The organism is Solimonas variicoloris DSM 15731, assembly GCF_000382285.1.
In the GTDB taxonomy this organism is placed as follows: Bacteria; Pseudomonadota; Gammaproteobacteria; order Nevskiales; family Nevskiaceae; genus Solimonas; species Solimonas variicoloris.
Genome location: NZ_KB907930.1, coordinates 28,363 through 48,546 on the forward strand (window position 1 = coordinate 28,363; position 20,184 = coordinate 48,546).

Below are 20,184 nucleotides of genomic sequence, written 5' to 3' on the forward strand. Positions count from 1 at the left end.
AGGCAGTTGCGCACAGCCGCCGGTGCCGCGACCGGCGGTCGGCCGGGGCCCGCCGTCCGCCTGGATTCCGCTGCCCGCGCGCGGCATGCTGGCGGCCCGCCCCGCCTCGGAAGACCACGCCATGAGCCTCAGCATCGTCCGCCTCGGCACGCCGCGCCGCGCCGGCGAAGGCCTGCGCATCGGCACCGTGCGGCGCCCGCCGCGCGGCGTCGCCAAGGCCGATTTCGCCCGGCTCGACTGGTACGACGTGTGGCTGCCGATCCTGGCGCCAAGCGAGGCCCTGGTGAAGCAGGCGCACGCCGCGACGGACGCCAGCGACTGGGCACGCTTCATGCGCCAGTACCGGCGCGAGATGGCAGCCCCCGACGCGGCGCACACGCTCGACCTGCTGGCGGCGCTGTCGCAGCACTCCGATCTGGCGGTCGGCTGCTATTGCGAAGACGAACATCACTGCCATCGCAGCGTGCTGCGCGAACTGCTCGCCGCGCGCGGCGCGCGCATGGCCGAACGGGCGGGTCCATGAGCCCCGCTCCGCAGCCATCCTTTGCGACCCTCGAACTGCGCGCCGCCGACGGCGCGCGCGCGCTGGTCTCGCCGCACGGCGCCCAGCTCTGCGCCTGGCAGCCGGCGCGCGGCGGCGAACGCCTGTACCTGAGCGCTCGCACCCAGGCCGGTCCCGGCCGGGCGATCCGCGGCGGCGTGCCGCTGATCTTTCCGCAGTTCGCCGCCGAGGGCCCGCTGCCGAAGCATGGTTTCGCACGCGATCGCGAATGGCGCCTCGCCGCGCACGGCCGGCGCGACGACGGCCGCGCGTACTGCGCATTCACGCTGCGCGACGACGCCGCGACGCGCGCGCTCTGGCCGCACGCCTTCCAGGCCGAGCTGACGGTCGAGCTGCAGGGCGACGAGATCGAGGTGGCGCTGGCGGTCGTCAACCTCGACGGCGCGGCGTTCACGTTCACCGCGGCGCTGCACACCTATCTGCGCGTCGCCGACATCGCCGCGGCGCGCGTGCTCGGTCTGCAGGGCCTGCACTACCGCGACGCGGCGCGCGGCGAACACGGCCACGGCGAGCCGGGCCGCGTCGAAGCCGCCGCGGCGCTGGCGATCGACGGCGAGGTCGACCGCATTTATTTCCACGCGCCGGCGCAGATCGAACTGCGCGACGGCGACGCGCGCCTGCTCGTGCAGAACCGCAATTTCCCCGACCTCGTGGTCTGGAATCCCGGCGCGACCAAGGCCGCCGCGCTCGCCGATCTCGATCCGGACGGCTGGCGCCGGATGCTGTGCCTGGAGGCAGCGGCGATCGGCCAGCCGGTGCACCTGGCACCGGGCGCACGCTGGCAGGCCGCGCAGCGGCTGGTGGCCGCATGAGCGCGACGCACAGCGGCACCGCGCGCGTCGAATTCTGGTTCGAGTTCGCCAGCACGTACTCCTATCCGGCGGCAATGCGCGTCGAGGCGGCGGCGCGGGCTGCCGGCGTCACGCTCGACTGGAAGCCGTTCCTGCTCGGCCCGATCTTCCAGCGCCAGGGCTACGAGAGCTCGCCGTTCCTCGCCCACGCCGACAAGGGCCGCTACATGTGGCGCGACGTCGAGCGCCTGTGCGCCAAGCACGGCCTCGCCTGGCGGATGCCGAGTGCGTTTCCGCGCACCAGCGTGCTCGCCGCGCGCGTCGCCTGCAGCCATGCCGACGCGCCGTGGCTGCCGGATTTCGTGCGCACGATCTACGCCGCCAACTTCGCCGAGGATCGCGACATCGGCGCACCGGAGGTCGTGCGCGACGCACTGGTCGGCGCCGGTGTCGCCGATCCGGACGCGGCGCTCGCGTTCGCGCAGCGCGACGACGAGAAGCCGAAGCTGCGCGGCAATACCGAGGCGGCGCAGACGCGCGGCATCTTCGGCGCGCCGAGCTTCGTCGTCGGCGAGGAGCTGTTCTGGGGCAACGACCGGCTCGAGGACGCGCTCGACTGGGCACGGCGCGCCCGCTAGGGCCTGTTCGCGCTAATGGCGCCGCAGCGGCTGCAGCAGCAGCGCGCGCAGGTGCTGCGCGTCGGCGTCGCGGAAGCGCGGCAGACCGATCGGCATCTGCTCGTGACCGCCGCGCGGCTGCGCACAATGGCTGCCGAACAGATGGTCCCAGCCCGAGAAGATCGTCCCGAAGTTGCGGTTGCCCTCGTCGAACTCGACCGAGTGGTGCACGCGGTGCAGATCGGGCGTCACGAACAGCACGCGCAGCGCCCGGTCGACTCGCAGCGGCAGGCGCAGGTTGGCGTGCACCAGCAGCGCCGCGACACCGGTCACCGCCTCGAACGCGAACACCCCGAGCGGCGGCGCGCCGAGCAGCACGATCGCCGCCCACTTCCACAGCATCGCGACCAGCAGCTCGGCCGGATGAAAGCGCAGCGCCGTGGTGGCGTCGAATTCGATGTCGCTGTGGTGGACACGGTGCAGGCGCCAGAGCCAGGCCGGGCCGTGCATCGCGCGGTGCTGCCAGTACATCGCCAGATCGAGGGCGACGACGCTGAGACCGATCTGCAACATCGCCGGCAGCGGCAGCAGTGCGAACAGGCCGAGGCCCTGCGTGCGCGCCCAGGCCGCGACGCCGATCGAGGCGACCGGCAGCGCCGCCAGCAGCAGCCCCGCGCAGGCCAGCAGCGCGATGTTCCGCAACCAGCGCCACCCGCGCTGCGGTCGGCGCCGCGGCCACAGCGCTTCGGCCGTCAGCAGCGCGCCGAGCGCGAGTGCCGTCGCGCCCAGGCGGACGGCCTGCGGATCGGCGAACAGGGCATGCGGCAGCACCATCGCGCCGTTCTAGGCGCGCCGCCGTGAACGGCCGGTGAATCGGCGCCGCCCCGGACCGCCGATGAAGAGACTTTCATCCGGACCGGCAGCGGCGCATCGCCGCGCCGCTCAGAAAACCGGCGCCCACCCGCCGGAATTGGCGGGAAGAGCATCCTGCGCCGCGGTTCCGTGCAGGCGTCGCAGCGGGGAACCTAGTCGGCGCATTCCCAGAACGGCGCCTCGCCGCCGGCGCCGAGCGCCGCGGCCAGCGCGTTGGCGCGCCGCAGCGCGTCCGGATCGGTCTGCAGCAGCGCGGCGAGCGTGTCGCGGAACGCCACCGCCATCGGCCCGAGCGCCTCGCGCGCGATTTGCGTGTCGTCGTCGGCCGCGGTGTGGAAGTACGGATTGGTGCCGTTCATGCCGACCGTCGGAATGCCCTTGGCGTACGGCGCGCGGTTCTCGCCGGGAATGAACAGCGACGGCGGGAATGCGTAGTAGGGCTTGAGCACCGGATCGGCGAACGCGGGGTCAGCCGCGTCGTGCAGCAGATTGTTCTCGGAGATCGCCAGCGTGCGCGCGACCGACAGCTTGCCGGTCGCCTGCGGCTCGCCGTCGAGGCCATCGCGATAGCCCGGATAGACGAGCCCCGAACCGAGATGGAGGTAAGCCATGATCTGCTCGGCCGGCAGGCACGACAGGTAGCGGTCGACGCCGACCGCGTAGATCTCGTGGCCGCCGGTGCCGGCGAAGTCGATCGTGTACGGCAGCGGACCGTTGTTGCGGGCCAGCTCGGCGAAGTAGCGCGCCAGGTAGACGAGGATGCCGACGCCCGGCGCGCGCTCGCCGCCGACGCTGAGCCAGCCGTTGATCGGGGTGCCGACGACGATGACATGCGAGGGATCGGCGCCCGGCAGGCGCGCGACGACGTTCTGGCTGCTGCCGTCGGCGGTGTCGGCGACGACCGTGACGCGCGCCGTGCGGCCGGCCCAGCCGGCGATGCGCTCGCCGTCCTGCTTGCCGACGATCAGCGTCGGCAGCGCGCGCGAGCCGTTGCGGATGTCGTAGTTCTGCGCGGCGATCAGATTGGCCGGCGCGTCGGTGGCGACGATCGCGGCGATCGCGCCCTTGTCCTGGATCTGCTGCAGGCGATCGTCGGACTGCCCGGCCTCGGCGTTCAGCGTCAGCGAGATCTTCAGGTACGCGACCTTGCCCTGCAGGCTGCCGGCGAGCAGCTGCGACAGCACGCTGCCGTCGCCGAGATCGACGATCGCGCCGGCGACGCCGCCGGCCGGCGTGGTGCCGCGGTAGTACCAGGGGAAGGCCGGAACCGCGACCGAACCGGCGTCGGTGTCGACGCGCAGATCGTAGGCGCGCGGCCGGAAGCCGGGAATCGCGAAGGTCTGCAGGCGCACGCCGCTGAGCCCGTCGGTCGCCGCGAGCTGCGCGCGCAGCCATTCGGCGACGGCCTTGCCGAGCGTCGAGCCCGAGCGCGGCCCGCGCAGGCACTTCCACGGTTCGGCCGCGGCGTCGGACGTCAGGCACTCGTCGAACTTCGGCGAGTGCTCGACGACATCCAGGTAGGCGCGCGCAGCCGCCCAGGCCTCGGCATCCGGCGTGCCGACCGGCCCGTCGACCACCGTGCCGGCCGGCGACGACGAACTGCCGCCGCAGCCGGCGAGGATGGCCAGCACCACGCCGCCGACCAGATTGCGCATCGCGCGTCGCTGCTTCGCCCTCATCTCATCCCCCTGTTGCGCCGCGCTGCCGCGACCCGTCCGCACGCTAGCACGCGGCGCGTGACAGCACGATGGTAACGACGGCCCTGCCCGGCCTCAGCCGCCGGCCGCGCCCGGCAGGCGATGGTCGCGGAACTGCTCGCGCAGCTGCAGCTTGGAGATCTTGCCGGTCGCGGTCAGCGGCAGCTGCTCGACGAAGACCACGTCGTCCGGCGTCCACCACTTGGCGATCTTGCCCTCGTACCAGGCCAGCAGCTCCTCGCGACTCGGCCGCTGGCCGGTCTTCGGCACGATCACCAGGAGTGGCCGCTCGTCCCATTTCGGATGGGCGACGCCGATCACCGCCGCCTGGGCGACGGCCGGATGCGCGCAGGCCAGGTTTTCGAGCTCGATCGAGCCGATCCACTCGCCGCCGGACTTGATGACGTCCTTGGCGCGGTCGGTGATCCACAGATAGCCGTCGGCGTCGATGCTGCCGACGTCGCCGGTCGGGAACCAGCCGTCGCGCAGCGTCGGCGCACCGACGTTGAAGTACTGGCCGACCACCCAGTGGCCGCGCACCAGCAGCTCGCCGACCGCCTCGCCGTCGTTCGGCAGCGTGCGACCTTGCGCGTCGACGATCTTCATCTCGACGCCGAACGGCGGCCGGCCCTGCTTGGCGGCGAGCGCGCGCCGGGCTTCGTCATCGAGGCCGCCGTGCTTGCGCTTCTCGCGGTTGTAGACGCCGAGCGGCGACAGCTCGGTCATGCCCCAGGCGTGATCGATCTGGACGCCGTAGTCGCGCGCGAAGGTCTCCATCAGCGCCGGCGGCGCCGCCGAGCCGCCCATCACGCCGCGCTTGAGCGTCGTCGGCTTGCCGCCGGTCTTCTGCAGATGCTGCAGGATGCCCTGCCAGACGGTCGGCACGCCGCCGGTGAAGGTCACGCCCTCGGCCTCGAACAGCTCGCACAGGCTCGGCCCGTCGAGCGCGGCGCCGGGCAGCACCAGCTTGGCGCCGACCATCGGCGCCGAGTACGGAATCGTCCAGGCGTTGACGTGAAACATCGGCACCACCGGCAGGATGCAATCGCGCGCCGAGAAGCCGAACACGTCCGGCAGGCAGCTCGCGTAGCAGTGCAGCAGCACCGAGCGGTGCGAGTAGAGCACGCCCTTCGGGTTGCCGGTGGTGCCGGAGGTGTAGCACAGCGCGCTCGCCGCGCGCTCGTCGAACTGCGGCCAGGCGTAGTCGTCGTCCTCGGCCGCGAGCAGATCCTCGTAGCAGCCGAGCCGCGGAATCGCCGCCGACGGGCGGTGCGCGCGGTCGCTCATCGCCACCCAGTGCCGCACCGCCGGGCACTGCGGCGCCAGCTTTTCGATCAGCGGCGCGAACGTCAGATCGAAGAACACGACGCCGTCCTCGGCGTCGTTGATGATCCAGGCGATCTGCTCGGGAAACAGCCGCGGGTTGACGGTGTGCAACACCGCGCCGCTGCCGGAGATCGCGTAGTACAGCTCGAAGTGGCGATAGCCGTTCCAGGCCAGCGTCGCGACCCGCTCGCCGGGCCGCACGCCGAGCCGCGCCAGCGCCTTGGCCAAGCGCCGCGCACGGCGCGCCGCGTCGGCATAGGTGTAGCGGTGCAGGCTGCCGTCCTCGATCGTGCGCGACACGATCTCGGTGTCGGCGTGGTAGCGCTCGGCGTGCGCCAGCAGCGCCGACACCAGCAGCGGCTGGTCCATCATCTGCCCGGGCAGCTGCCCCGGCAGACCGGCGGTCAGGGACATGGTTTCTCCTCGTCGTTTCGTTCTGGGTACCGCAGCCGCGATTATTCCCGATCGTCGCGGCGATGGGAATCGTCCGTCCGGCGCGGCCGAGCGCGTACACTGCGCAACAAAAATCCGGGGAAGGAGTCCGCCATGAGCAGCCCGTCGAGCAGTCGTGCGCCGCGCAGCGCCTATCCGCATTTCCTGCGCATCACCACGCGCTGGAAGGACAACGACGTCTACGGTCACGTCAACAACGTCGAGTACTACAGCTACTTCGACACCGTCATCAACCACTACCTGATCACCGCCGGCGGGCTCGACATCCAGCGCGGCGCGCTGATGGGCCTGTGCGCCGAATCGAGCTGCCGCTACTACGACTCGCTGGTCTTTCCGGACGCCATCGACGCCGGCCTGCGCGTCACCCATCTCGGCAGCTCCAGCGTGCGCTACGAGATCGGCCTGTTCGCGAGGGCAGCAAGGCGCCGGCCGCCGAAGGCTGGTTCGTGCACGTGTTCGTCGACCGCGTGACGCGCCGTCCGTCGGCGCCCGGCGGTCAGTTGCGCGAGGCGCTGGCGCGCCTCGTCACCGCCTACGGGGCACACGCGTGAAAGTGCGCGCGGCGGTGCTGCGCGAGATGGGCCGCGCCGCGCCGTACGCCGACTCGCGGCCGCTGGCGATCGAGACCGTGGAGCTCGACCCGCCGGGTCCCGGCGAGCTGCTGGTGAAGATCCGCGCCGCCGGCCTCTGCCATTCCGACCTGTCCGTGATCGACGGCTCGCGGCCGCGCGTGCTGCCGATGGTGCTCGGCCACGAGGCGGCCGGCGAGGTGCTGGCGATCGGCGCCGACGTGCGCGATTTCGCGCCGGGCGACGCCGTGGTCTTTTCGTTCGTGCCGGTCTGCGGCCATTGCGCCTACTGCGCCGAGGGTCGCGCCGCGCTGTGCGAGCCCGGCGCGCGCGCCAATACCGCCGGCACGCTGCTGTCCGGCGCGCAGCGCTGGCATGCCGACGGTGCGCCGCTGCACCACCACCTCGGCGTCTCGGCTTTCGCCGAGGCGACGGTCGTCTCGGCGCGCTCGGCGGTGAAGATCGGCACGCCGGGCGAACCGCGACCGGACTGGGCGATCGCCGCGCTGTTCGGCTGCGCGGTGATGACCGGCGTCGGCGCCGTCGTCAACACCGCGCGTGTCGCGCCGGGCGACAGCGTCGCGATCTTCGGGCTCGGCGGCGTCGGCCTGGCGGCGCTGCTCGGCGCGGTCGCCGCCGGCGCCGAGCCGCTGATCGCGGTCGACGTGCTGCCGGCCAAGCTCGAACTGGCGCGCAGCCTCGGCGCCACGCACACGATCCTGGCGACCGAGCCGGACGCCATGGCGCGCCTGCGCGAGCTGACGCGCGGCGGCGTGCGCTACGCGATCGAAACCGCCGGCAGCGAAGTGGCGCTGGCCGCCGCCTACGCGGCGACGCGGCGCGGCGGCACGACGATCACCGCCGGCCTGCCGGACCCGTCGCGCGAGTTCCGCGTGCCGGCGGTCAGCCTGGTCGCCGAGGAACGCACGGTGAAGGGCTCGTACATGGGCTCGGCGGTGCCGGCCCGCGACCTGCCGCGCTACCTCGCCCTGCACCGCGCCGGGCGTCTGCCGGTCGAGCGCCTGCTGACCCATCGGCTCGCCCTGGACGACATCAACGCCGCCTTCGACCGCCTGGCGCGCGGCGCGGCGGTGCGCCAGGTCATCGAATTTCCGTGACGCGCTAGCAAACTGCGGTCCGGACCCGGAAGCGCACGCCGCGTCAAGACTGTTGTCGCGGCAAGCCATCGCTACACTTGTCCGGATGCGTCCCGACCTTACCGAAGACCGCCTCGCCGACTGGTTCCAGTCCGGCGTCGAGCCGGCCGACGTCCCTGCCCTGCACGCGCTGGGCGGTGCCCGTCCGACCCTGCAGGCGCTGATCGCGCTGTTCACCGGCACCGAAGCCGCCGTGATGATCCGTCTGCTCGTCCTGCACGAGCTGGCGGCGCGCACCGAGCCGTTCGTCAGCGCCGGCGAGCTGCGCCAGCAGTTCCCGTACCTCGACGAAGGCAAGCTCGAACACCTGATCGGCCGCCTGCGCGTGCACGGCCTGCTGGCCTGGGATTCGGAAACCTCGCGCTACGCCGTCAGTCCGCTCGGCCGCATGGCGGTCGCCGCGCTCGCCGCGCTGCTGAAGTTCGGCGAGGCGGGCGAGGATCTCGGCTACCTGGCGGCGCAGGTCGCCGGCAGCGGCGCGCTCGGCACGCTCGCCAAACCGGAGCTGCAGCACCTACTGGCGCGCCTGCTGGAGCTGAAGGACGAATTCGAGCGCGCGATCCTGTCCGGGTCGGAATCGCGCATCCGCGCCGCCGAGAGCAAGCTCGCCGCCGCCTGGACCTGGGTCGACAAGGGCAGCGACGTGCTGCGCGAGATCACCGACGGCGACACGCTCGACGGGCCGACGCACCGCCTCGCGCAGCGCATCGGCCAGGTGCAGAGCGAGCTGCTGCGCATGAGCGGCGCCTTCCAGCGCGCGCTCAACCAGCTGGAAAAACAGAAGGTGCCTCTCGGCGCCAGCGGCCTGTCGTCCTCGGACGTCAACGCCTGGCTGCGCGGCCTCGGCCAGGAACGCCTCGCCGGCCTGCTGCACGGCACGGTGAGCCCGGTGCCGGACTTCGCGTTCGCGCTCGGCGACATCGCGCTCGACGTCGCCGAGTTCGAGCTGGTCGACAAGCTGCGTCCCGAGAAGCTCGACGCCACGCTGCCGCCGGCCAGCGACGCGCCGCAGGGCGACGTGCACCTGGAGCCGCCGGACTACGCCGAGCTGGAGCGCTGGCTCGGCGATCTGCGCGTCGCACCGGACGGCTGGCCGCTGCACGAGGCCGTGCCGCTGCGCGACTACGAGCTGTCGAGCTATCGCCTGTCGCTGCTGGCGCTGCTCGGCGACCGCGAGTCGGCGTCGCTGGCCGGGCCGGTGGCCGATCTCGCACGCATCGACCGGCGCCTGAAGCTGGGCGACGACATCATCAAAGTGGGACGTGACGGCGTCGCCGAAATGAGCGCCGGACACCTGGAGGCTTCGCCGCGTGGAACGTGAGCTGCAAACCCTGGTCGCGCGCCTGTCCGCGCACCGCGTGCTGTCGCGCAAGGACCCGATGGTCCGCAGGGCGCTGACCGACGATCTGTTCTACAACGCGCTCAGCGAGCGGCTGGCGGCCTGCGGCCTCGAATTCGTCGAGCATCCGTACGCCGACCACGTCACCCTGCGCATCCGCCGCGAGTTCGAGCAGCCGGTGTTCGGCAGCGACGACGCCTGGCTGTCGAACAACCTCGAACTCAAGCGCGACCAGATCGCGCTGCTGGTCGTGCTGTGGGCGCTGCTGATCCTGCCCAAGCGGCAGCGCCAGATCGAGCGGCAGACCGAACTCGAACGGCTGCGCCAGTCGGAAATGTTCGCCGAGGCCAAGCCGATCCCGACTGCCGCCGAGCTCGGCATCAACGTCGCCGAGGCGACGCTGCTCGCCGATTTCGGCGAGCGCCTCGGCGGCCGCACGCGCATCAAGAATTTCGGCCTGCCGGTGCTGTCGCGCCTCGGCTTCATCGAGCGCCGCGACGGTCGCATCTACGAAGGTCCGCTGCTCGACCTCGTGCTCGACTACAAGCGCATGGCCGAACGCATCCTCAACGGCACGCTGTCCGAGCTGTTCGGCGGCGCCGCCAACGACGCCGACGACGAACTGCCGCCGCCCGCCAACGACGACGACGCGCCGTCCGACGTCGAACTCGACGCCGACGCCGGCAGCGCCGACGAATTCGCCGCCAACGACGCCGGCGGCGCGCCCCACGACGTGGCCGACGCGCCGCGCCACGACGACTAGACCAGAACCCGATGTTCAGCTTCCACAAGATCGAAATCGTCCACTGGGACTGGTGGGAACGCTTCACGTTGCCGCTCGACGCCAACATCGTCACCGTCGTCGGCCCGAACGGCTCGGGCAAGACGACGCTGCTCGACGCGCTGCGCACGCTGCTGGCGATCAACTGTTCGCAGGGCCGCGACTACAAGCGCTACGTGCGCCGCGCCGATCGTCCGTCGGCGTGGCTGCGCGCGACGGTCTCGAACCCGCGCCGCAGCAACGGCCAGCTGGCGTTCTGGCCGATCACCGACGAGACCGTCACCCTGTTCTGCCGCATCCGCAAGAAGGGCGGCGACTGGGAACGCAGCTACGGGATCGGCGCCGGCGACGTGCCGGTCGAAGCTGCCGAGAGCAGCGAGGCGGTGACCTGGATCGGCGTGCGCCAGTATGAATCGCAGCTCGAGAACGCCGGCCTGACGCGCGCGATCAAGCGCGTGCTGGCGCTCGACCAGGGCCACACCGACAAGCTCTGCGAATACTCGCCGCGCCAGCTGCTCGACCTCGTGTTCGACGTGTTCGGCGATCAGGAAGTGCTCGACAACTACCAGAAGGCGCGCGAGGACCAGCTGGCCTGCGCGCGCGAGCTCGACGAACTCAAGACCCAGCTGGCGCGCCTGCACACCCAGCTGCAGGCCGCCGAAGCCGACGTCAACTCGTACCGCGAGTACGAGCGCCTGCTCGGCGAGCTCGCCGATCTCACCGGCCAGTGGCTGCCGCGCCTGCAGCTCGCCGAGCTGCTCGACAGCCTGCGCGGCGGCCGCGCCCAGCTGCTCGGCAAGCGCCGCGAAGTCGCCGAACTCGGCGCCCAGCTCGCACGCCTCGCCGACGAGCATGGCGCGCTGGTCCGCGAGCGCGAAGACACCGAAGCCGCCGAAGCCGACAGCAAGGCGCAAATGGAAAGCCTGCAGAAGCAGGAGCGCCAGATCGAACGCCCGCTCGGCAAGGCGCAGGCCGTGCTCGAACAGCGCAAGCGCCTGCTCGACCAGCTCGCCGAGCAGGGCGAAGGGCTCGACACCGAAGCCGCGCTGCGCGAACAGGAAAAGCTCGGCCGGCGCCGCTACGAGCTGCAAGGCCAGATCGACGGCGTCGACCGCGAGATCGGCGAGCTGCAGTCGCGCATCGCCGCGCTCGACAGCGGCCGCCGCCCGGAGCCACGCGAAGTCAGCGCGTTCTCGCAGGCGCTGCGCGATGCCGGCATCGCCCACTGCATGCTCGGCGACATCGTCGAGATCACCGACGACACCTGGCAGCTCGCGGTCGAATCGGTGCTCGCTGGCGTGCGCCATCTGGTGCTGCTGGAGAAGCCCGGCGACCGCGCCGCGGCCTGGCGTCTCGGCGAGCAGCACCGCTATCGCCATTACGTCGTGCCCGACCGCGCGCCGGCGCCGCTGCCGCAGCGCGGCTCGCTCCTCGAATGCGTGCGCTTTCACGCCGATCCGCCGGTGTGGCTGGCCAAGCTGCTCGACGGCATCCAGCGCGTCGACAGCACCGAGGATGGCGCGCGCCTGCCGGAGAGCCAGTCGTGGATCACGCCGCGCGCCTATCAGCGCGAGCGCCGCGGCGGCCGCGACATCAGCGTCGCCGACGTGCACTTCGGCCGCAACGCGGTCGCCGATGCACGCCGCCGCCTCGAAGAGCTGAAGGACCAGCGCGAGGGTCTGCGCGAAGCGCTGGCGATCGCCACGCGCAAGCTCGCCGACGTGCAGTCGGCGCTAGCCGGCGTCGACGCCACGCGCGAGATCGCGGCGCGCGCACCGGAATTCGAGGCCGCCGAAGCCGAAGCCGCGCGCCTCGCGCAGGAACTCGAGGACATCAGCGCGGCGCGCGCCGCAGCAGCGGCGCGCTACTACGAGATGTCGCAGGCGCTGCACCGCCTCACCTCGCGGCACGACCGCACCGAGGAAGCCTTGCAGAAGACGCGCGGCCGCCAGCAGCAGCTGCAGGCCGAGTTCGAGCAGTCGCGCCGCGCCTACGCCGCGCACGTGCTCGAATGGCGGCGCCTGCGGCGCGGCAAGCCGGCCGACTGGCGCAGCGCGGCGGCGATGGCAGAGGCGCGCGCCCGCTACGACTCCAGCGGCGCGGTCGAGCGCGAGATGGAGCGCCTGCACCGGCGCCGCGACGACGGCCGCTGGAACACCGACGCCAATTGCGTCGCGATCCGTGACAAGCTCGATGCCGAGCATCGCCAGCTCGAATCGCGCATCACCGACCAGGACGTGCATCTCGAACGCGCGCGCAGCAGCACCGATCGCGCGCGCAGCCAGTACATCGGCGTGCTGCGCGCAACGGTGCGCCGCTACGCACAGAACCTGCGCCACCTCGGCGCGCTGGCCGGCATCGACGTCGAAGTCGAGCCGCCGCAGCTGACCAACGACGACCTCACGCTGTCGCAGGCGCGCCTCGAAGTGCAGTTCAACTTCGACCAGAAGGGCATGATCGGCCTCAACGACGGCGAGGCGTCCGGCGGCCAGCAGGTGATGAAGTCGATGATCCTGCTCGTCGGCCTGCTGATGGACGAGGACCAGAGCGGCGGCTTCGTGTTCATCGACGAACCGTTCGCGCACCTCGACATCTTCAACATCGACAAGGTCGGCGCCTTCCTGCAGGCGACGCGCGCGCAGTACATCGTGACGACGCCGAACACGCACAACGTCAACGTCTTCAAGCCGTCCGGCCTGACGCTGGTCACGCAGAAGAAGCGCGGCACGACCAAGTACGCACCGCCGATCGCCTTCCTGCGCCGCGACACCGCGCCGGCGCCCTGAGCCGGCCGCGGCGGCGCCTCGGCGCGGCCACGCCGCGCGCCGTTCAGGCCGGCGAGCGCACGACCAGCAGGCGCGGCTCGGTCAGGTGCTCGATCGCGTAGGCCACGCCTTCGCGACCGAGCCCGGACTGCTTCACGCCGCCGTAGGGCATATGGTCGACGCGGAAGCTCGGCACGTCGCCGATCACGACGCCGCCGACTTCGAGGCGGTTCCAGGCCTTCTCGATGCGGCCCAGGTCGCGTGTGAACACGCCGGCCTGCAGGCCGTAGTCGCTGGCGTTGACGGCATCGAGCGCGGCATCGAAATCGTCGAACGCGGCGAGCATCGCGACCGGGCCGAACGCCTCCTTGGTCGACAGCTCGCAATCGGCCGGCACGTTTTCGAGCAGCGCCGGCGACAGCATCGCCCCGCGCCGCTCGCCGCCGCACAGCAGCCGCGCGCCGCGCTGCTGCGCCGCGCCGATCCAGCGCTCGAGCCGCTGCGCCTCGGACTCGGCGATCATCGGCCCGATGAACGTGTCCTCCTGCTTCGGATCGCCGCACTTGAGCGCGCGTACCGCGGCCGTCAGCTTCTCGCGCAGCGCCGCGTACAGCGAAGCGTGCGCGTAGATGCGCTGTACGCTGATGCACGACTGTCCGGACTGGTAGTAGGCGCCGAACACGAGGCGCGACACGACGAAATCGAGATCGCTGCCCTCGTCGACGATGCAGCCGGCGTTGCCGCCGAGTTCGAGGATCACCGGCTTGCGTCCGGCGCGCGCCTTCATGTCCCAGCCGACCGCCGGCGAGCCGGTGAACGACAGCAGCTTGAGGCGCTCGTCGCGGACCAGCGCGTCGGCGTCCGCCGCCCGGCACGGCAGGATCGAGAACGCCCCGGCCGGCAGCGCGGTTTCGGCGAGCACCTCGCCGATCAGCAGCGCGCCGACCGGCGTCGCGCTCGCCGGCTTGAGCACGAACGGGCACCCGGCAGCGATCGCCGGCGCGATCTTGTGCGCGGCGAGGTTCAGCGGAAAGTTGAACGGGCTGATGAACGAAACCGGCCCGACCGGCACCCGCTTGAGCAGCGACCAGTAGCCTTTCGCGCGCGGCCCGATGTCGAGCGGCCGATAGTCGCCATGCTGGCGCACCGCTTCGCCGGCGGCGTAGCGGAAGGTGTCGATCAGGCGCGTGACTTCGCCGCGCGCATCGCGGATCGGCTTGCCGGCTTCGACGCACAGCGCCTGCGCGAATTCCTCGGCGCGCGCCTCGAAGCGCCGCGCGCAGTGTTCGAGCACCGCCTGGCGTTCGTAGGCCGGCCATTCGGCCATCGGCCGCGCCGCGGCGGCCGCGGCGGCGATCGCCTCGTCGAGCAGCGCCGCGTCGGCGAGCGCGACGCGGGTCGCCAGCGCGCCGGAGTACTTGTCGCTGACGTCCAGCGTGCGCCCGCTTTCACGCGGGCGATTGGCGAGATAGAGCGGATAGTGGGACTTGAGCACGCGCGTTCTCCGGCCGACGTCGGGGACCGCGACCTTAGCGCAGCGGCCCGCGCAGCGCGCGGCCGCGTTGCGGCACCTCAAGACTGGACCTGACCGCGCACGGCGGGTCCGTGGACCAGCCGAGCCCGCCGCAGGCCCGACGCTGCCGCGCAATGCCGCGCGCCGTACGGGTTCGGCAGGTGCAGCACCCATGCAGTTCGGCGGGAGAATCGGCGAGCGCGCTCGAACGGCGAGCGCCGCCGCGATCGTCGAGCCGGCCTTCGCGGCGCGCGACGGGCGGCATCGTCTTGCCGTCCGGCCCGTACTCGCCGCCGCGCTCGACCGACTCTTCGCCGCGCAAGCAAGGTTTAGCTGGGTTGAACCTCGTCTGGCCGTCTGCGCCGAGCAGACGCGGTGAAAATCATCTGGTGCCGGTGCCAGGAGTGCCGCGTGGCCGCTGCGGCCATCCTTCGTTCACTCCCGAAGTGCTGCGTCCTGCCTCCGGAGCCGCGTCGACGGCCGCGAACGCCGGCGTCTCCGGGCTCGGTAGCGCATTGATTATTCGCAGGAATATCCGGAGAAACCCGGACGGAGAATAAAAAAAAGCCACCTGATCCAGGTGGCTTTAAAGAGACCCCTTGTGGGATCTGGAGGAGACCGTTGGCAGCGGGAGGCTTCGTTTCGAAGTGCCGTCCGGCTGGCGTGGGAGTATTAAAGCGCGCTTGCTGCGTCGCAACAATTGATTTTTTCTTGCCTCGATGCTTAGAAAAACTAAACAAAGCGCTCGCGAGTACCCGTCATCCGTTCGGACTGCGCCGCCCTCCGCCCCGCCCGCTAAGGTCCTCGCAAGCCACGTCCGGAACGGAACCCGGCGCCAGAACATGAGGAGACTGCATGACCGCCACTGACACCGCCGACCTCCTGCGCCGCATCCAGCGCCTTGAGGCGATCCGCGAGATCGAACAGCTGAAGTATCGCTACTGGCGCGCCTGCGACCGCAAGGATCCGGATGCCTTCCGTGAATGCTTCGTGCGCGAGGGCGCCGACATCGACTACGGCGTCATCGGCAAGTTCAGCGACCGCGAGCCGCTGGTGCAGGTCTTCGCCCAGATCGCGACCGCCCGGACCGCGCAGGGGACGTGGCTGGTGCACGACATCCACCACGGCAAGCATCCGACGGTCGAGCTGCTCGACGAGCGCAGTGCCACCGGCGAGTGGACGCTGTGGTTCATGCAGGTGAACAACCAGGACAAGACCGTCACCCAGCTGTCGATGGAGTACCGCGACACCTACGTGATCGAGGACGGGCGCTGGAAGATCGCCAAATCGCACGTCACGCCGATGTCGACGCTCAGCTTCCCGCTGCCGGAGGGCGCCTTCACCGTCTCGATTCCGGTGCGCTGAACGCGGTGCCCGACGCCGCGCCCGCGCGCGGCCTTACGGCCGGCGCAGGTCGAGCGTGCACGGAAAGTCCGGATTGGGACTTTCGACGCCGAGCGCATAGCGGCCCGGCGTATGGCCGATCGCCTCGAAACGCGCGATGCGGCGCGCCTCGGCCTCGAACGCGTTGACCGGGAAGGTGTCGTAGTTGCGACCGGCCGGGTGCGCGACATGGTAGGTGCAGCCGGCCAGCGCGCGACCGCTCCAGCGGTCGTACAGATCGAACACCAGCGGCGTGTGCACGCCGATCGTCGGATGCAGACAGGCATACGGCCGCCAGGCGCGGTAGCGCAGCCCGGCGACGGTCTCGCCGCGCACGCCGGTCTCGCGCATCGGCAGCGGACGACCGTTGCAGGCGACAACGTAGCGGCCCGGAACAAGATTCTTCGCGCGGATCTGCAGGCGCTCGACCGAGGAATCGACGAAGCGCGTCGTGCCGCCGCCGCCCGGCTCCTCGCCGAGCACCGGCCAGGGCTCGAGCGCGTGGCGCAGCTCGACCTCGACGTCCTCGTAGCGAAACACACCGTGGCGCGGAAAGCGGAACTCGAAGTGCGGCGCGAACCAGTCGTGCTCGAACGCGAAGCCGGCGCCACGGAGATCGGCAACGACCTCGCCGAGATCGCGCCAGTTGTCGTACGGCAGCATCCAGCGGTCGTGCAGCGCCGTGCCCCAGCGGATCAGCGGCTTGGTGTACGGCTCGCGCCAGAACCAGGCGATCAGCGCGCGCACCAATAGCTGCTGCACGAGACTCATGCGCGCGTGCGGCGGCATCTCGAAGCCGCGCAGCTCGACCAGACCGAGGCGGCCGGTCGGGCTGTCCGGCGAGTACAGCTTGTCGATGCAGAGCTCGGCGCGGTGCGTGTTGCCGGTCAGATCGACCAGCAGGTTGCGCAGCGTGCGGTCGACGATCCAGTGCGGCACCTGCCAGCCCTTGGCCGGCAGCTGCGCCAGCGCGATCTCCAGTTCGTAGAGCTGCGTATCGCGCGCCTCGTCGACGCGCGGGTGCTGCGAAGTCGGGCCGATGAACAGGCCGGAGAACAGGTACGACAGCGACGGATGGTTCTGCCAGTAGCGGATCATGCTGCCGAGCACGTCCGGCCGGCGCAGGAACGGCGAGTCTTCGGTGCGCGCGCCGCCGACGACGACGTGATTGCCGCCGCCGGTGCCGACGGCACGGCCGTCGATCAGGAACTTCTCGGTCGACAACCGCGCCTGGAACGCGGCTTCGTATAGCGTCACGGTGTTGTCGCGCAATTCCGGCCACGAGCGGGCCGGCTGCACGTTGACCTCGATGACGCCGGGATCGGGCGTGATCTTGAGGATCTCCAGACGCGGATCGTGCGGCGGCGCGTAACCTTCGATGCGCACCGGCAGCCGCGTCTCGGCGGCGACGTCCTCGATCGCCGCGACCAGATCAAGAAAATCCTCGGTGCGCGCAACCGGCGGCAGGAAGACGTTGATCCAGCCTTCGCGCGGCTCGACCGCGAGCGCGGTGCGCACGTTGCTGCCGTTGAGAAACAGGCCGCTCGCCCGCTGCGGCGGCTGTTCCGGCCGCCAGCGCTGGCCGCCGGCCAGCGCGCGCGGCTCCTCGCGACCCTGCAGCTGCAGGAAGGGCTGGCGGCGCGGATCGGTCTCCGGCAGCGTCTCCGGCACCGAGTACGGATCGGCCGGATACGTCACCGGCACACCGCCGCTCGACGTGGCCGGCAGCGATTCGAGCGGCAGGCGCAGGCCGATCGGCGAATCGCCCGGAAGCAGGAACAGCTTGCCGGTGCGCAACAGCCAGCGCTCGCTCATCCAGCGCGCGGCCGCCTGCCAGCGCTGGATCGGCAGCGCATAGCCGCGCGGCGCGCCGAGGCCACGCTCGAACACCTGCGTCAGGCGCGCCCGCTCCTCAGGGTCCTTCAGGCGGTTGTCGGTCGGATCGAGATTGATCGGCAGCTTGCGCTCCCGGACCAGGTAATGCAGCGCGTCCTCATAGGCCTCGACCACATTGCGCGGATCGACTTCGAGACGCTCGGCGAGGCTCAGCGTGAACTGATTGGCCTGCAGCAGCGTCGGCGCACGCGCTGCGTCGGGTTTGACGACCGGCGCGCGCCACAGCGGCTGTCCGTCGCGTCGCCAGTACAGCGTGTAGACCCAGCGCGGCAGCGATTCGCCCGGATACCACTTGCCCTGGCCATAGGTCAGCAGGCCCTGCGGCGCGTAGTGATCGCGCAGGCGCAGCGCCAGATCGAGCGCGCGGTTCGACTTGGTCGGACCGACCGCCGAGGTGTTCCACTCCTCGCCCTGCGGGTCGTCGGCGGCGACGAAGGTCGGCTCGCCGCCCATCGTCAGGCGCACGTCGTCGACACGCAGCTGATGGTCGACGCGATCGCCGAGCGCATCGATCGCCTGCCACTGCGCGTCGCTGTACGGCTTGGTGACGCGCGGCGTCTCGAAGATGCGGGTCACGCCCATCTCGTGGCCGAACTCGACCTCGCACTCGTCGACGAGGCCGGTGATCGGGGCGGCCGACGACGGCTCCGGCGTCGCCGACAGCGGAATGTGCCCTTCGCCGGCGAACAGGCCGGAGGTCGGATCGAGGCCCAGCCAGCCGGCGCCCGGAATGTAGACCTCGGCCCAGGCGTGCAGATCGGTGAAGTCTTCCGCGGCGCCGGCCGGGCCTTCGAGCGGCTTGACGTCGGGCTTGAGCTGGATGAGGTAGCCGGACACGAAACGCGCCGCCAGGCCGAGCTGACGCAGGATCTGCACCAGCAGCCACGACGAGTCGCGGCACGAGCCGGACTGCTTCTCCAGCGTTTCCTCCGGCGTCTGCACGCCGGGTTCCATGCGGATCAGATAGCCGATGTGCAGCTGCAGATTGCGGTTGAGCTCGACGATGAAATCGACGATCGACTTCGCCTCGCGCGGCACCGCAGCCATGTACTGCGCCAGCAGCGGTCCGGCCGGGTCCGGCGTCAGATAGGGCTTGAGCTCCGCCTTGAGCCCGGGCTCGTACTCGAACGGGTACGTCTCGGCGTATTTCTCGACGAAGAAATCGAACGGATTGATGACGGCGAGATTGGCGACCAGATCGACCGTCACCTCGAACTCGGTCACTTGCTCCGGAAAGACGACGCGCGCCTGCCAATTACCGAACGGATCCTGCTGCCAGTTCAGGAAGTGCGGATCGGGCTGCACCTTCAGCGAGTAGCTCAGCACCTCGGTGCGCGTGTGCGGCGCCGGGCGCAGACGGATCAGCTGCGGCGACAGCGACACCCGCCGGTCGTAGCGGTAGATCGTCTTGTGGTGCAGCGCGGCGTGGATCGACATGGCTCTCTTCGGTTTTCGCGAATCTGCTGGCAAAAGCGATGCCATGGTCCGGCACCGCACGCCTCCTATACTGTCGTCTCACCGATGATCATGACCGCCGTGCCTGCCAGCCGCTCCGAGTTCGTCCGCATCCGCGGCCTGCGCTACCACGTCCGCCGCTGGGGCGACCCACGCCAGCCGCTGCTGATCCTCGGCCATGGCTTTCTCGATGCATCGGCCACGTTCGCGCCGCTGGTGCCGCCGCTGCTCGACGTCTGCCAGGTCCTGATGCCCGACTGGCGCGGCCTCGGCTACACGCAGTGGCCGGTCGACGGCTACTGGTTCGCCGATTACGTCGCCGACCTCGACGCACTGGTCGAGCACTATGCCGGCGAATCGGCGCCGCTCTGGCTGGCCGGACACAGCATGGGCGCACAGGTCGCCAGCCTTTACGCCGGCCTGCGCCCGGAGCGCGTCTCGCGGCTGATCCTGCTCGACGGACTGTTCACGCCGGACATGCCGCCGACGCTGGCCGCCGACCGCTATCGCCGCTGGCTGCGGCAACTGCGTCTGCCGATGCGCGCCAAGACCTACGCCTCCTTCGAGGCGCTCGCCGAGCGCATCCGCCTCCAGCATCCGCAGCTCAGCGTGGCGCAGGCCCTGTTCGTCGCCCGCGGCTGGGCCGCCGACGACGGTCGCGGCCGCGTGCGCCTGCTCGCCGACCCGCGGCATCGCCTCAACATGCCGACGCTGTACCGCGCCGCCGAATCGATGGCGATCTGGCGCCAGATCCGCGCCCCGACGCTGTTCATCGACGGCAGCGCCTCGAACCTGCACGCCCTGATCAGCGCCGAAGAACGCGCCGCGCGCCGCGCCTGCTTCGCGCAACGCGAAGAATCGATCGTCGAAGGCGCCGGCCACATGCTGCACTTCGACGCACCGCAGCGCACCGGCGAGCGGATGGCGGACTTCCTGCGCCGCTGAGCGCCGCCGCGGGCGTCGCCGGCGCGCCGAGCCGGCTGCTGGCCACGCCGCCGGCGTCAACC

The 20,184-nt window shown here is 71.0% G+C and carries 15 protein-coding genes and 1 pseudogene; 10 read left to right on the forward strand and 6 right to left on the reverse strand.

The features are described 5' to 3' along the window. Positions 1-121 precede the first annotated feature (121 nt). Genes H149_RS0109270 through H149_RS0109280 form a run of 3 tightly spaced genes read left to right on the forward strand, consistent with a single transcriptional unit; the run spans position 122 to position 1,991 of the window. On the forward strand, positions 122-523 hold the full coding sequence (locus H149_RS0109270) for a DUF488 domain-containing protein (RefSeq protein ID WP_026353033.1): 402 nt from the start codon (positions 122-124) through the stop codon (positions 521-523). Beyond that, entirely contained in the window at positions 520-1,374 is an 855-nt protein-coding gene (locus tag H149_RS0109275; protein ID WP_020649473.1) for a D-hexose-6-phosphate mutarotase, read from the forward strand. Before H149_RS0109270 ends, H149_RS0109275 begins: the two co-directional genes overlap by 4 nt. Next, entirely contained in the window at positions 1,371-1,991 is a 621-nt protein-coding gene (locus H149_RS0109280; protein WP_020649474.1) for a 2-hydroxychromene-2-carboxylate isomerase, read from the forward strand. The genes H149_RS0109275 and H149_RS0109280 overlap by 4 nt, the downstream gene beginning before the upstream one ends. 12 nt (positions 1,992-2,003) lie before the next feature. Here H149_RS0109280 and H149_RS0109285 read toward each other — a convergent pair whose 3' ends face one another. The 3 genes from H149_RS0109285 to H149_RS0109295 all read right to left on the reverse strand — a co-directional run bounded on the left by H149_RS0109285 (position 2,004) and on the right by H149_RS0109295 (position 6,280). Then, entirely contained in the window at positions 2,004-2,804 is an 801-nt protein-coding gene (locus tag H149_RS0109285) for a sterol desaturase family protein (RefSeq protein WP_020649475.1), read from the reverse strand. Between the two features lie 191 nt (positions 2,805-2,995). Continuing rightward, complete coding sequence (locus H149_RS0109290; protein WP_154654718.1) at positions 2,996-4,522, reverse strand: M28 family metallopeptidase; 1,527 nt, start codon at positions 4,520-4,522, stop codon at positions 2,996-2,998. A 93-nt stretch (positions 4,523-4,615) separates the two neighbouring features. Continuing rightward, complete coding sequence (locus H149_RS0109295; RefSeq protein ID WP_020649477.1) at positions 4,616-6,280, reverse strand: 3-(methylthio)propionyl-CoA ligase; 1,665 nt, start codon at positions 6,278-6,280, stop codon at positions 4,616-4,618. A 132-nt stretch (positions 6,281-6,412) separates the two neighbouring features. Here H149_RS0109295 and H149_RS20420 point away from each other — a divergent pair. The 5 genes and pseudogenes from H149_RS20420 to H149_RS0109320 all read left to right on the forward strand — a co-directional run bounded on the left by H149_RS20420 (position 6,413) and on the right by H149_RS0109320 (position 12,951). Beyond that, positions 6,413-6,870 (forward strand): annotated as a pseudogene (locus H149_RS20420) (acyl-CoA thioesterase). Next, positions 6,867-8,006 carry a zinc-dependent alcohol dehydrogenase family protein gene (locus tag H149_RS0109305; protein WP_020649479.1) on the forward strand — a complete coding sequence of 380 codons (1,140 nt, stop codon included), beginning with the start codon at positions 6,867-6,869 and terminating at the stop codon, positions 8,004-8,006. The pseudogene H149_RS20420 and the gene H149_RS0109305 overlap by 4 nt, the downstream one beginning before the upstream one ends. Before the next feature lie 85 nt (positions 8,007-8,091). Further along, a complete protein-coding gene (locus H149_RS0109310; protein WP_020649480.1) occupies positions 8,092-9,366 on the forward strand; it encodes a hypothetical protein in 1,275 nt (424 codons plus the stop codon). Next, the gene (locus H149_RS0109315) at positions 9,356-10,147 is read left to right on the forward strand and encodes a hypothetical protein (RefSeq protein WP_020649481.1); all 792 of its coding nucleotides are present in this window, start codon (positions 9,356-9,358) and stop codon (positions 10,145-10,147) included. Before H149_RS0109310 ends, H149_RS0109315 begins: the two co-directional genes overlap by 11 nt. A gap of 11 nt (positions 10,148-10,158) precedes the next feature. Continuing rightward, positions 10,159-12,951, forward strand: coding sequence for an AAA family ATPase (locus H149_RS0109320; protein WP_020649482.1), 2,793 nt, complete (start codon positions 10,159-10,161; stop codon positions 12,949-12,951). 43 nt (positions 12,952-12,994) lie between these two features. Here H149_RS0109320 and H149_RS0109325 read toward each other — a convergent pair whose 3' ends face one another. Together H149_RS0109325 and H149_RS23160 are read right to left on the reverse strand one after the other, a co-directional pair. Then, positions 12,995-14,425, reverse strand: a complete 1,431-nt coding sequence (locus H149_RS0109325) for an aldehyde dehydrogenase family protein (RefSeq protein WP_020649483.1) — start codon at positions 14,423-14,425, stop codon at positions 12,995-12,997. 34 nt (positions 14,426-14,459) lie between these two features. After that, entirely contained in the window at positions 14,460-14,765 is a 306-nt protein-coding gene (locus tag H149_RS23160) for a hypothetical protein (RefSeq protein WP_154654719.1), read from the reverse strand. Between the two features lie 533 nt (positions 14,766-15,298). Here H149_RS23160 and H149_RS0109335 point away from each other — a divergent pair. Then, positions 15,299-15,808, forward strand: coding sequence for a nuclear transport factor 2 family protein (locus H149_RS0109335; protein ID WP_020649485.1), 510 nt, complete (start codon positions 15,299-15,301; stop codon positions 15,806-15,808). Positions 15,809-15,841: 33 nt separating this feature from the next. Here H149_RS0109335 and H149_RS0109340 read toward each other — a convergent pair whose 3' ends face one another. After that, on the reverse strand, positions 15,842-19,159 hold the full coding sequence (locus tag H149_RS0109340; protein WP_020649486.1) for a transglutaminase family protein: 3,318 nt from the start codon (positions 19,157-19,159) through the stop codon (positions 15,842-15,844). A 90-nt stretch (positions 19,160-19,249) separates the two neighbouring features. On the opposite strand from H149_RS0109340, the gene H149_RS0109345 reads away from it, so the two are divergent. Beyond that, positions 19,250-20,122 (forward strand): alpha/beta fold hydrolase, encoded by an 873-nt coding sequence (locus H149_RS0109345; protein ID WP_245540491.1) that lies wholly within the window; start codon positions 19,250-19,252, stop codon positions 20,120-20,122. Positions 20,123-20,184: the final 62 nt, after the last annotated feature.

What these genes read in the sequence shown, in the direction of transcription:
- H149_RS0109270 (WP_026353033.1), top strand. Translation starts at nt 122, where the DNA reads ATGAGCCTCAGCATCGTCCGCCTCGGCACGCCGCGCCGCGCCGGCGAA.
- H149_RS0109275 (WP_020649473.1), top strand. Translation starts at nt 520, where the DNA reads ATGAGCCCCGCTCCGCAGCCATCCTTTGCGACCCTCGAACTGCGCGCC.
- H149_RS0109280 (WP_020649474.1), top strand. Translation starts at nt 1,371, where the DNA reads ATGAGCGCGACGCACAGCGGCACCGCGCGCGTCGAATTCTGGTTCGAG.
- H149_RS0109285 (WP_020649475.1), bottom strand. Translation starts at nt 2,804, where the DNA reads ATGGTGCTGCCGCATGCCCTGTTCGCCGATCCGCAGGCCGTCCGCCTG.
- H149_RS0109290 (WP_154654718.1), bottom strand. Translation starts at nt 4,522, where the DNA reads ATGAGGGCGAAGCAGCGACGCGCGATGCGCAATCTGGTCGGCGGCGTG.
- H149_RS0109295 (WP_020649477.1), bottom strand. Translation starts at nt 6,280, where the DNA reads ATGTCCCTGACCGCCGGTCTGCCGGGGCAGCTGCCCGGGCAGATGATG.
- H149_RS0109310 (WP_020649480.1), top strand. Translation starts at nt 8,092, where the DNA reads ATGCGTCCCGACCTTACCGAAGACCGCCTCGCCGACTGGTTCCAGTCC.
- H149_RS0109320 (WP_020649482.1), top strand. Translation starts at nt 10,159, where the DNA reads ATGTTCAGCTTCCACAAGATCGAAATCGTCCACTGGGACTGGTGGGAA.
- H149_RS0109335 (WP_020649485.1), top strand. Translation starts at nt 15,299, where the DNA reads ATGACCGCCACTGACACCGCCGACCTCCTGCGCCGCATCCAGCGCCTT.
- H149_RS0109340 (WP_020649486.1), bottom strand. Translation starts at nt 19,159, where the DNA reads ATGTCGATCCACGCCGCGCTGCACCACAAGACGATCTACCGCTACGAC.
- H149_RS0109345 (WP_245540491.1), top strand. Translation starts at nt 19,250, where the DNA reads ATGACCGCCGTGCCTGCCAGCCGCTCCGAGTTCGTCCGCATCCGCGGC.